Genomic DNA, 11,286 nt, shown 5'->3' on the forward strand with positions numbered 1-11,286 from the left:
GTCAGTCAGTCCGCCGTACTCGTGCCCGTCGCGGGCGGATGGTGCTGTTCAGATCGACGACGGTGGGACCGCCGGAGGCCGCCCGGCGCGGCTGCTGAACGGTCTGCACGTCGAACTGACACAGGTCTTCGACGCTGCACTCCAGCGCGTCGCAGAGGGCGCCGAGCAGGGACAGCGACAGACGCTCCGGGCGCTGGCCGACCAGCCGGTAGATCTGTGACGCCGAGAGCTCGATGCCCCGGTCCTTGAGAAGCGGAATCAGGTCCGAGATGTTGTTCAGGCCGCGTGCGGCCATGATTTCCCGGAGGCGCCAGGAGTACGTCACCGTGCGGTTCATGTGGCCCCCTCGCCGCCGACGACGCGCTGCCCGATGCGGTCGAGCGCGGCCCGCACGGTGCGGGCCCGGTAGTCGGGAGACACATGCGTGTAGATCGTGGTGGTGGACGCGTGCTCGTGACCGACCTGCTGCTGTACGAACAAGGAGTCGTAGCCGGCCTCGATGAGGTGCGAGACGTACGACCGGCGCAGAGAGTGAAAATCCAGCCCTTCCGCCAGGCCGAGTTCATGACGGCATCGGGTGAACAGCGACGTCACGGAGGACAGACTCAGAAGCGGTCCGCGCTCGGAGGGCCATAGGGCGGGGCAGTCGGCATCCGCGAGCAACGGACGGACCTCCTCGACCCACTGGCCAAGCGCGTCTGTGGCCCAGTCGAACAGCGGGACCGTCAGCACTGCCCGCCGCTTGGGCGGTGAGCCCCGCATGGCCTTGCCGAAGCGGACGTGGACGATGCCGTAGTGGTCGAACTCCGGGGCCTTGGGGTTGCTGCCCAGGTCGCACAGTTCGAGACGCCGCACCTCGTTGCGGCGTAGACCCCAGCCGTATGCGACCTTCAGCAAGGTCGCATCACGGAAGGCGGTGAGCCACCCTTTCCGGCCGGAGGACTGCGCGGCCACGGCTCGCTCGTCGGCGTGGTCAAACAACGCCTGTAGTTCGTCGTGTGTGAGGGCCCGCTTTCCGGGCCCGGCCTGGGCTTCCTGAGTGTGCCGGGCGGTGTTCCACTCGTGGCAGATCTGTACCGGGTGCGTGCCGAACCGTGTTTCGCACTCGGTCGACCACCCATAGGCGGGATCGGTGAGGTAGCCCATGAAGAGCCTGATGCCGGTCTCGTAGCCGAGCACGGTCGAGCGGCTGTTCCGCCGCACCCCTCGTGCTTCAGTGACGAACTCGTCGAGGTGTGTCGCTGTCCACAACCAGGGGTCTGTGCCCGTGAAGACGCGGAAGCGCCGGATCAGCGCTTCCCGTTGTTCGACCGTGCCGAAGCTGAGGTTGCGGGCCAACTGCTGATTTCGCCACCCGTCGAGCATCGCCTGGAAGACCTGGTCTTCTGGATGCAGCAGCGGCACCCCGGCGGTTAGATGCAGCCGGGCTGACCCATCACTCGGCCCCATGATTCGCCTCGCATAGATCGCGAAGAATTCGCATGTTCTGCGAACGATGCTGGTAGGGGCCGGGTCACGTCGGACCATCACTTCGTGTGGAGGGGCGATCGGAACGCTGACAAAGGTCGGCGTTGACCTGCCACAACGCTTTCAGCGGCACCAAAAGCGCAGATCAAGGCCCGTTCCGCCTGAAACGCTCGGGAGCAAGGTGACGACTCATACGCGCACCGTCATGGGTTCGCAGCTTCTGCGATTGGCCACCTTTCATGACTGATACTGGACGGGTTATGGAAACCGTCATCCTTGCTGTAGTCATCGCCGTGGTCGTGATCGGCGCGCTCGGCGGGCTCGTGATCGGCAGCCGCAAGAAGAAGCAGCTGCCCCCGTCCCCGCCGTCGGCGCCCGACATCACCACCGCCCCGCCCGCCGAGCCGCACGTCGGCGAAGAGGCCGAGACGCCGCGCGACGAAGCGCGGCGCACGATCGAAGAGGTCGATCTCCCCACCGCCGAGCCGGCCGCTCCGGAGGAACCCGAGGCCCCGGCCGTCGAGGAGCCCGCCGCTCCCGAGGTCGAGGTACCGGAGCCGACCGCGGGCCGCCTCGTGCGGCTGCGCGCCCGCCTTTCCCGGTCGCAGAACGCGCTCGGCCAGGGCCTGCTCACCCTCCTGTCCCGCGAGCACCTCGACGAGGACACGTGGGAGGAGATCGAGGACACGCTGCTCACCGCCGATGTCGGCGTGCAGCCCACCCAGGAACTGGTCGAGAACCTGCGCGAGCGCGTCAAGGTGCTCGGTACCCGCACGCCGGACGAGCTGCGCACGCTGCTGCGTGAGGAGCTCCTCAAGCTGCTCGTTCCCGAGTTCGACCGCACCGTGAAGACCGAGGGCTTCGCCACCGAGGGCACGACGCCCGGCATCGTGATGGTCGTCGGCGTCAACGGCACCGGCAAGACCACCACCACCGGCAAGCTCGCGCGCGTGCTCGTCGCCGACGGCAAGAACGTGGTGCTCGGCGCCGCGGACACCTTCCGTGCGGCCGCAGCCGACCAGCTGCAGACGTGGGGCGAGCGGGTCGGTGCGCGCACCGTGCGAGGCCCCGAGGGCGGCGACCCGGCGTCCATCGCCTTCGACTCCGTCAAGGAGGGCATCGAGGAGGGCGCCGACGTCGTCCTCATCGACACCGCGGGGCGCCTGCACACCAAGACGGGGCTCATGGACGAGCTCGGCAAGGTCAAGCGGGTCGTGGAGAAGCACGCGCCGCTCGACGAGGTGCTGCTCGTGCTCGACGCGACGACGGGGCAGAACGGTCTTGTCCAGGCCCGCGTGTTCGCCGAGGTCGTCGACATCACGGGCATCGTGCTGACCAAGCTGGACGGTACGGCCAAGGGCGGCATCGTCGTGGCCGTGCAGCGGGAGCTGGGTGTGCCGGTCAAGCTCGTGGGTCTCGGCGAGGGTCCCGACGACCTGGCGCCGTTCGAGCCGGAGGCGTTTGTGGATGCGCTTATTGGCGACTAGCGGAGCTTCTCTTCGCACTTGGCGGGGAACTGCGGACCGGCTTCACCGGTCACGTGGTTCCCCGCTTTCGTTCATACGCAGGGCGAGCGGTGTGCCACGTACGCCAGCGTGCCCAGGAGCAGCCGTGCCTGCGGCGGTTGGGTCGCCGTGTCCAGGGACGGCGGGCGCAGCCACGTCGTCGGGCCGAGGCCGCCGCGGTCCGAGGGCGGCGCCGTGACGTAGGACCCCGCGCCCAGCGCGTGCAGGTCGAGGTCGGCGTCGTCCCAGCCCATCCGGTAGAGCAGCGTGGGGAGTTCGGCAGCGGCGCCCGGTGCCACGAAGAAGTGGGCGCGGCGCTGTGGGGTGGCGATGACCGGGCCGAGCGGGAGGCCCATGCGCTCCAGGCGGATCAGTGCGCGGCGCCCCGCGGCCTCCGGCACATCGATCACGTCGAACGCCCGGCCGACCGGCAGCAGTACCGCGGCGCCGGGGAACCGGCCCCAGAACTCGGCCACTTCGTCGAGCGTGGCCCCCGCCGGCACCACCGCGGCCGGGTCGAGGGGATGGGCGCCGGGGGCCGGGCAGCCGGCCTTTCCGCAGGAGCACTCGGAGCCGGCGGCGCGGGCGCCGGGCGCCACGTCCCAGCCCCAGAGGCCGGTGAACTCCGCCACCGTGGTGCAGTCCGAAGCGCGGCCGGACGTGCGGCCGCGGCGCCGTGAGCCGGTGCGCATCTCACGCATGCCGCCGATCGTGAAGCCCATGCCCCCTCCAACCCATCCCGTGCGCCAGTGGTTACGTGGCGGAATCGGATCGTTACCCAATGCGCACGCCGCCCCGGTGGGACCGGAGCTGATTCGCATTCGGGGTGGTGCGCCCGGTGTTGCGCGCCCCCGTCCACCCTGGTTCGCCCACTTCCAGCTGTCCTATGTCAAGTGAATCGCGTGGGGCCACTGCTGGGTTCATTCGAAGGGGTGGCGAATGGTGGCGTTTCCGTGTTCGCCCTCGCCGGAGGGGTGATCGTAGGATTACTTTCAGTGCACGAGCCCTGAGGGTGAGTGCACCCGTGGGTATGCCGGAGGCAAGTCGGTTTCCTGTTCGAGGAGTGACAACTGCCGGACGGGGAGCCTGGTTTGACGGCATCCTGGTAGGGCTTGCGGGCAAGGGTGTGAAGCCCAGTGGTCGACGGGACTTCGCACACAGCGGCTTAGATGGCTTTCAGGGATGGGGGCGTTCCAGTGGGCGGCAGCGGCGGTGGCGTCACGAACGCCGAGAAGCGCCCGAACGAGCTGCTCGGTTCGTGGTTCGTGCGCAGTGGCTGGTCCAAGGGCGAGCTGGCGCGCCAAGTGAACCGACGGGCCCGGCAGTTGGGTGCGAACCACATCTCCACGGACACCTCGCGGGTGCGCCGATGGCTCGACGGGGAGAACCCGCGCGAGCCGATCCCGAGGATCCTCAGCGAGCTGTTCTCCGAGCGCTTCGGCTGTGTCGTCGCCGTCGAGGACCTCGGCCTGCGCGCCGCGCACCAGGCGCCCTCGGTGTCCGGCGTCGACCTGCCCTGGACCGCTCCCCAGACCGTGGCGCTCATCGGCGAGTTCTCGCGCAGCGACCTGATGCTCGCGCGCCGCGGCTTCCTTGGCAGCTCGCTCGCGCTCGCCGCGGGCCCCTCGCTGATCGAGCCGATGCAGCGCTGGCTGGTGCCGACCCCCGGCGCTTCGGCCAGGCCGGAGCCGGAGTCGGTCGCACAGCGTCGAGGGAACCGGCTCTCGAAGCCGGAGCTCGACCTCCTGGAGTCGACCACGGTGATGTTCCGCCAGTGGGACGCCCAGTGCGGCGGCGGTCTGCGCCGCAAGGCCGTCGTCGGCCAGCTCCATGAGGTGACCGACCTGCTGCAGGAGCCGCAGCCCGAGGAGACGACGCGCCGCCTGTTCAAGGTCGCCGCCGAACTCGCAGAGCTGGCGGGCTGGATGAGCTACGACGTGGGCCTTCAGCCCACCGCCCAGAAGTACTTCGTGCTCGCCCTGCACGCCTCCAAGGAAGCGGGCGACAAGCCGCTCGGCTCGTACGTGCTCAGCAGCATGAGCCGTCAGATGATCCACCTCGGCCGCCCCGACGACGCCCTGGAACTCATCCACCTCGCCCAGTACGGCAGTCGCGACTGCGCCAGCCCTCGCACCCAGTCCATGCTGTATGCGATGGAGGCCCGCGCGTACGCGAACATGGGGCAGCCCGGCAAGTGCAAGCGCGCCGTGCGGATGGCCGAGGACACCTTCACGGACGCCGACGACTGGGACGACCCGGATCCCGACTGGATCCGCTTCTTCTCCGAGGCCGAACTGCACGGCGAGAACAGCCACTCGTACCGGGATCTCGCCTACGTGGCGGGTCGCAGCCCCACGTACGCGTCGATGGCCGGGCCCGTGATGAAGCGCGCCGTCGAGCTGTTCGGGAAGGACTCCGAGCACCAGCGTTCGTACGCGCTGAACCTGATCGGGATGGCCACCGTGCACCTCCTGCAGAAGGAGCCCGAGCAGTCCACGGTGCTCGCGGGGCAGGCCCTGGAGATCGCCAGGAAGGTGCGCTCCGAGCGGGTCAACACCCGGATCCGTAAGACCGTCGCCACCGCGGTACGGGACTTCGGCGATGTCGCCGAGGTCATCGATCTCACCGAACAGCTCGCGTTCCATCTGCCGGAGACCGCCGAAGCGGCGGTCTGACGGCGGGGGAGCACCCCCACAAACGCCGGCCACGGCCATCCGTCCCGAAACAGCCCGACTCGGCTCCCCTACGCCAGGTCATCGCGGACGGAGACCGTGGCCGGTCTCTTTTTCCCGGTCCGGTCGCGTCACGGTAACGAGCGGCCCGGACACAATCCGGCATTTCATCCACCCGTAACACCCGCGACCTCTTCGTCACTGCGGCGAAACACCGAGGGGCCCGAACGGAAACGGCGCTGCGCCAATCTCATGGCGCATAACCGGCCCACCCCTCATGACCGCTCAGGCTTCGCCCGCACGGGGCCGTACCAACGACGAGGAGACGCCGATGGCACCAGCCATCACGCTGGCGGCAGACGCACCCACGCTGTCGCCCGCCAACACAGGCTTCATGCTGATCTGTTCCGCCCTGGTGATGCTGATGACCCCGGGCCTGGCCTTCTTCTACGGAGGCATGGTCCGCGTCAAGAGCACCCTGAACATGCTGATGATGAGCTTCATCAGCCTCGGGATCGTCACGATCCTGTGGGTCCTTTACGGCTTCTCCGTCGCGTTCGGCACCGACAAGGGCTCGCTCGTCGGCTGGGACGGCGACTTCGTCGGGCTCAGCGGGATCGGCATCACCGAGCTCTGGGACGGCTACACGATCCCGATCTACGTATTCGCGGTCTTCCAGCTGATGTTCGCGGTGCTGACGCCCGCGCTGATCAGCGGTGCGCTCGCGGACCGCGTGAAGTTCAGCGCCTGGGCGCTGTTCATCGCGCTGTGGGTCACGATCGTGTACTTCCCGGTCGCGCACTGGGTGTGGGGGACCGGCGGCTGGGCCTTCGAGCTCGGCGTGATCGACTTCGCCGGTGGTACGGCCGTGCACATCAACGCCGGTGCCGCGGCGCTCGGCGTGATCCTCGTCATCGGCAAGCGCATCGGATTCAAGAAGGACCCGATGCGGCCGCACTCGCTGCCGTGGACGATGCTCGGCGCCGGTCTGCTGTGGTTCGGCTGGTTCGGCTTCAACGCCGGCTCGTGGCTCGGCAACGACGACGGCGTCGGCGCGCTGATGTTCATCAACACACAGGTCGCGACCGCCGCCGCCATGCTGGCCTGGCTGGTCTACGAGAAGATCCGGCACGGCGCGTTCACCTCGCTCGGCGCCGCCTCCGGTGCCGTCGCCGGTCTGGTCGCGATCACTCCTTCCGGTGGTTCCTGCTCGCCGCTCGGCGCGATCGCCATCGGCGCCATCGCGGGCGTGCTCTGCGCCATGGCCGTGGGCCTCAAGTACAAGTTCGGCTACGACGACTCGCTCGACGTCGTCGGCGTCCACCTGGTCGGCGGCGTCGTCGGCTCCCTGCTCGTCGGCTTCTTCGCCACGGGCGGCGGCCAGTCCGACGTGGCGGGCCTGTTCTACGGCGGCGGCCTCGACCAGTTCTGGAAGCAGTGCGCGGGCGTCGGCGGCGTCCTCGCCTACTCGCTGATCGTCTCCGCGGTCCTCGCCTTCGCCCTCGACAAGACCATCGGTATGCGGGTCGACGAGGACGACGAGGTCTCCGGCATCGACCAGGCCGAGCACGCCGAGACGGCGTACGACTACAGCGGCGCGGGCGGCGGCACCGTGGCCCGCCAGGCGGTTCCCGCCCCGGGCGCCGCCACCCCGAAGGACCCGAAGAACACGAAGAAGGTCGACGCATGAAGCTGATCACCGCGGTCGTCAAGCCGCACCGGCTCGACGAGATCAAGGAAGCCCTCCAGGCCTTCGGCGTCCAGGGTCTTACCGTGACAGAGGCCAGCGGATACGGCCGTCAGCGCGGGCACACCGAGGTCTACCGCGGCGCCGAGTACACCGTCGACCTGGTACCCAAGATCCGTATAGAGGTCCTGGTCGAGGACGACGACGCCGAGCAGTTGCTCGATGTCGTGGTGAAGGCCGCGCGGACGGGCAAGATCGGCGACGGCAAGGTCTGGGCGGTCCCCGTCGAGACGGCCGTGCGGGTGCGCACCGGTGAGCGTGGGCCGGACGCGCTGTAACGGACCATTCATGGACGGAACGGGAGTCGCTGGGTGACGAGTGTGAACGACGTACGCGCCGAATCAGAGGATTCCGGACCCAGCGGCTATGCGGCGGCCCGGCTGCGCCTCCTCCAGGGGGAGGCGCGGTCCGGGCCGCCGCGCCGTGCCGCCCTCGCGGAGTTGACCGACGACTGGCTCGCCGGGCTCTTCGGCAGTGGGGCGGCAGGGGTCTCGCTCGTGGCGGTCGGCGGCTACGGCCGCGGTGAGCTGTCCCCGCGCAGCGACCTCGACCTGCTCCTGCTGCACGACGGCTCGGCGGACCACGGGGAGGTCGCGGCGCTCGCCGACCGCATCTGGTACCCGGTGTGGGACCTGGGCCTCGCCCTCGACCACTCCGTCCGTACGCCGGCGGAGGCGCGCAAGACCGCGGGCGACGACCTGAAGGTGCAGCTCGGCCTGCTGGACGCCCGGCACCTCGCGGGTGACCTCGGGCTCACGGCGGGGCTGCGCACCGCCGTGCTCGCGGACTGGCGCAACCAGGCGCTGCGCCGGCTGCCCGAACTGCGCGAGCTGTGCGAGGAACGGGCCGAGCGCCAGGGCGAGTTGCAGTTCCTCCTCGAACCCGACCTGAAGGAGGCGCGGGGCGGACTGCGGGACGCCACCGCGCTGCGCGCCGTCGCCGCCTCATGGCTCGCGGACGCGCCCCGCGAGGGCCTCGCCGACGCGCGGCGCCGGCTCCTCGACGTACGGGACGCCCTGCATCTGGCCACCGGGCGGGCCACCGACCGGCTCGCGCTCCAGGAGCAGGACCAAGTCGCCGCGGAACTGGGCCTGTTGGATGCCGATACGTTGCTGCGTCAGGTGTACGAGGCCGCGCGCACGGTGTCGTACGCCAGCGACGTCACCTGGCGTGAGGTGGGCCGGGTGCTCAAGTCCCGGTCCGCCAAGCCGCGTCTGCGGTCCCTGCTCGGCGGCGGGAAGGCCGCGCCGGTCGAGCGGTCGCCGCTCGCCGAGGGCGTCGTCGAGATGGAGGGGGAGGTGGTGCTCGCCCGCGCCGCCAAGCCCGAGCGCGACCCGGTCCTGCCGCTCCGCGCCGCCGCCGCTGCCGCCCAGGCGGGCCTGCCGCTCTCCCTGCACGCGGTGCGCCGGATGGCGGCCGCCGCCCGCCCGCTGCCCGCGCCCTGGCCCGCCGAGGCCCGCGAACAGTTGGTCACGCTGCTCGGCGCGGGGCGTCCGACCATCGAGGTGTGGGAGGCCCTGGAGGCGGAGGGGCTGATCACCCGGCTGATCCCGGACTGGGAGCGGGTGCGGTGCCGGCCGCAGCGAAACGCCGTGCACACGTGGACGGTCGACCGGCACCTCGTCGAGACGGCGGTGCGGGCGTCCGAGTTGACGCGGCGCGTGCACCGGCCCGACCTGCTGCTCGTGGCGGCGCTGCTGCACGACATCGGCAAGGGCTGGCCGGGGGACCACTCGGTCGCGGGCGAGATCATCGCGCGGGACGTCGCCGCGCGGATCGGCTTCGACCGGGCCGATGTCGCCGTGCTCGCCTCCCTCGTACGGCACCACCTGCTGCTCATCGAGACCGCCACACGGCGCGACCTGGAGGACCCGGCGACCGTACGGTCCGTCGCGGACGCGGTCGGTTCGACCGGAACGCTCGAACTTCTGCACGCGCTGACCGAGGCGGACGCGCTGGCCACCGGTCCCGCCGCCTGGTCGTCCTGGCGGGGCTCACTCGTCACCGACCTGGTCAAGCGGGTCTCGGCGGTGCTCGCGGGGGACGAGCCGGTCGACCCGGACGCCGCAGAGCCGACGGCCGAGCAGGAGCGGCTCGCGGTGGAGGCGCTGCGCACCGGCGGGCCCGTGCTCGCGCTGCGGGCACAGACGGACGCGGTGCCGACCGAGGGCGACGGGGCCGAGGAACCGGAGCCGCTGGGCGTCGAGTTGGTGATCGCGGTGCCGGAGCAGGACGGGGTCCTTCCGGCCGTCGCCGGGGTGCTCGCGATGCACCGGCTGACCGTGCGGACGGCGGAGCTGCGGGCGTTGACGCTGCCGGAGGAATTCAGTCAGGGAGCGGAGCGACTTCCTCCGAAGGGCGGTGGTGGGCGACGGGAGGGAATCGCCCTGCTGCTGGACTGGCGGGTCGCCGCCGAGTACGGCTCGCTGCCGCAGGCCGCGCGGCTGCGCGCCGATCTCGTACGGGCCCTCGACGGTTCGCTCGACATCGCGGCGCGGCTCGCCGAGCGGGACGCCGCGTATCCGCGCAGGCGCGGGGTGGTGGCGCCGCCTGCCCGGGTGACGGTGGCCTCGGAGGGCTCGCGGCGGGCGACGGTGATCGAGGTGCGGGCGCACGACGCGCCGGGTCTGCTGCACCGCATCGGCCGGGCCCTTGAGGCGTCCGGGGTGCGGGTGCGTTCGGCGCATGTGTCGACGCTGGGCGCCAACGCGGTCGACGCGTTCTACGTGGCCGGGGGCGACGGGGGGCCGCTGCCTTCGCAGGAGGCGGTGTCCGTGGCGCGGGGCGTGGAGGAGGCGCTGCGGGGGTGATTCCCCGGTGCGCGGGTGAGGGATTGAGCGGTTGAGCGGGGCGGGGCCGGGGTGTGTGAGCCCCGGCCCCTGCCGCGTCACTTGCCGATGAAGCCGTTCGTCCGCAGGAAGTACAGCGCGGCCTGATCCGCGCTCTTGCCCTCCAGGTCGACCATGCCGTTGAGCTTGATGATGGTCTTCTCGGTGAGCGCGTCACCGAGCTTCTTCGCCAGCTTCGCGAGCTGCGGGTACTTCTTCGCGGTCTCGTCGCGCACGGTCAGCGCGGCCAGCTCCGTGGTGAAGTGCCCCTTGTCGTCGTCCAGGACCTTGAGATCCAGGGACTTCAGGCGGGCGTCCGTGGTGAACACCTCGGCGAACTTGCAGGGGCTGCCCTTCGCCACGTTCACGAAGTTCAGCGCGAACGCGTTCTGATAGACCTGCGGCGCGCCGAACTTGAGCTTGTACGGGCTCTTCTCCAGCGCCCCCAGCTCACGGTCCAGGAACTCCGAGGCTCCGCACAGAGTGGCGTCCTCGGGGTGCTCCTTCGCCAGCTTCGCCAGGTCGCTGATCGAGTCGACCTTCCCGGCGCGGCCCTTCGCGTCGGAGGCGCGGGCCATCGTGTACTGGTTGCCGAACTTCGCAGGGCCCAGCCACTTGATCTTGTGCTTCTTCAGGTCCTCGCTCGACGTGGCCCTGAACTGCGCGGCGCTGCCCTGCACGGGTGTGTCGTGCTGCAGGAACTGGGTCCAGCCGGTGCCGGAGTAGTCCCAGTACATGTCGATGTCGCCGCCCTGCAGCGCGCTGCGGGCGATCGTGGTGCCCTGAAGGCCCGTCTGGTCCTTCGTCTGCGCCCCTGCGGCCTCGAGCGCGTACTTCGTGATCTTGCCGAGGATCTGCTGCTCGGTGAACTCCTTGGAGCCGACCGCGAAGTGCGCGCCCTTCAGGTCGACGTCCTTGGCGATCGAGCCGCCGTCGAGCTGCTTCTGGCTCGCCGTCCGCGGCAGGTTGTCGGAGGAACCGGCGGACGCGCCGGAGCAGCCCGTCAGGGCCGCGCCGAGCAGAGCGACGCACAGTGCCGCGGCCGGTCCGAATCGCATGTGTGTCTT

9 protein-coding genes are annotated in these 11,286 nt (G+C 70.3%); 5 read left to right on the plus strand and 4 right to left on the minus strand.

Annotation, left to right across the window (positions count from 1 at the left end):
* Nucleotide 1: 1 nt before the first annotated feature.
* Nucleotides 2-337 carry a helix-turn-helix domain-containing protein gene (locus OHA73_RS30130; RefSeq protein ID WP_267069085.1) on the minus strand — a complete coding sequence of 112 codons (336 nt, stop codon included), beginning with the start codon at nucleotides 335-337 and terminating at the stop codon, nucleotides 2-4.
* Nucleotides 334-1,449, minus strand: a complete 1,116-nt coding sequence (locus tag OHA73_RS30135) for a tyrosine-type recombinase/integrase (RefSeq protein ID WP_327656598.1) — start codon at nucleotides 1,447-1,449, stop codon at nucleotides 334-336. The genes OHA73_RS30130 and OHA73_RS30135 overlap by 4 nt, the downstream gene beginning before the upstream one ends.
* Before the next feature lie 278 nt (nucleotides 1,450-1,727).
* Here OHA73_RS30135 and ftsY point away from each other — a divergent pair, with 278 nt between their 5' ends.
* Complete coding sequence (gene ftsY, locus OHA73_RS30140; RefSeq protein ID WP_267069083.1) at nucleotides 1,728-2,954, plus strand: signal recognition particle-docking protein FtsY; 1,227 nt, start codon at nucleotides 1,728-1,730, stop codon at nucleotides 2,952-2,954.
* Nucleotides 2,955-3,025: 71 nt separating this feature from the next.
* Here the strand turns inward: ftsY and OHA73_RS30145 are convergent, their stop codons facing one another.
* On the minus strand, nucleotides 3,026-3,694 hold the full coding sequence (locus OHA73_RS30145; RefSeq protein WP_266714575.1) for a bifunctional DNA primase/polymerase: 669 nt from the start codon (nucleotides 3,692-3,694) through the stop codon (nucleotides 3,026-3,028).
* Between the two features lie 474 nt (nucleotides 3,695-4,168).
* Here OHA73_RS30145 and nsdA point away from each other — a divergent pair, with 474 nt between their 5' ends.
* The 4 genes from nsdA (at nucleotide 4,169) to OHA73_RS30165 (ending at nucleotide 10,201) form a co-directional block, all read left to right on the plus strand.
* The gene (nsdA, locus tag OHA73_RS30150) at nucleotides 4,169-5,647 is read left to right on the plus strand and encodes a transcriptional repressor NsdA (protein WP_266718909.1); all 1,479 of its coding nucleotides are present in this window, start codon (nucleotides 4,169-4,171) and stop codon (nucleotides 5,645-5,647) included.
* 328 nt (nucleotides 5,648-5,975) lie between these two features.
* Nucleotides 5,976-7,334, plus strand: coding sequence for an ammonium transporter (locus OHA73_RS30155; RefSeq protein ID WP_327656599.1), 1,359 nt, complete (start codon nucleotides 5,976-5,978; stop codon nucleotides 7,332-7,334).
* A complete protein-coding gene (locus tag OHA73_RS30160) occupies nucleotides 7,331-7,669 on the plus strand; it encodes a P-II family nitrogen regulator (protein WP_266714579.1) in 339 nt (112 codons plus the stop codon). The genes OHA73_RS30155 and OHA73_RS30160 overlap by 4 nt, the downstream gene beginning before the upstream one ends.
* Nucleotides 7,670-7,702: 33 nt before the next feature.
* Nucleotides 7,703-10,201, plus strand: a complete 2,499-nt coding sequence (locus OHA73_RS30165; RefSeq protein ID WP_327656600.1) for a [protein-PII] uridylyltransferase — start codon at nucleotides 7,703-7,705, stop codon at nucleotides 10,199-10,201.
* 77 nt (nucleotides 10,202-10,278) lie between these two features.
* On the opposite strand, the gene OHA73_RS30170 is transcribed toward OHA73_RS30165, so the two are convergent.
* A complete protein-coding gene (locus OHA73_RS30170; RefSeq protein WP_327656601.1) occupies nucleotides 10,279-11,277 on the minus strand; it encodes a glycine betaine ABC transporter substrate-binding protein in 999 nt (332 codons plus the stop codon).
* Between the last annotated feature and the right edge of the window lie 9 nt (nucleotides 11,278-11,286).

The sequence above is a fragment of the Streptomyces sp. NBC_00483 genome (assembly GCF_036013745.1).
Taxonomy (GTDB): Bacteria; Actinomycetota; Actinomycetes; order Streptomycetales; family Streptomycetaceae; genus Streptomyces.

Excerpts from the sequence above, each read along its gene's own strand:
- OHA73_RS30130 (WP_267069085.1), bottom strand. The coding sequence starts at position 337 with ATGAACCGCACGGTGACGTACTCCTGGCGCCTCCGGGAAATCATGGCC.
- OHA73_RS30135 (WP_327656598.1), bottom strand. The coding sequence starts at position 1,449 with ATGGGGCCGAGTGATGGGTCAGCCCGGCTGCATCTAACCGCCGGGGTG.
- ftsY (WP_267069083.1), top strand. The coding sequence starts at position 1,728 with ATGGAAACCGTCATCCTTGCTGTAGTCATCGCCGTGGTCGTGATCGGC.
- OHA73_RS30145 (WP_266714575.1), bottom strand. The coding sequence starts at position 3,694 with ATGGGCTTCACGATCGGCGGCATGCGTGAGATGCGCACCGGCTCACGG.
- OHA73_RS30155 (WP_327656599.1), top strand. The coding sequence starts at position 5,976 with ATGGCACCAGCCATCACGCTGGCGGCAGACGCACCCACGCTGTCGCCC.
- OHA73_RS30160 (WP_266714579.1), top strand. The coding sequence starts at position 7,331 with ATGAAGCTGATCACCGCGGTCGTCAAGCCGCACCGGCTCGACGAGATC.
- OHA73_RS30170 (WP_327656601.1), bottom strand. The coding sequence starts at position 11,277 with ATGCGATTCGGACCGGCCGCGGCACTGTGCGTCGCTCTGCTCGGCGCG.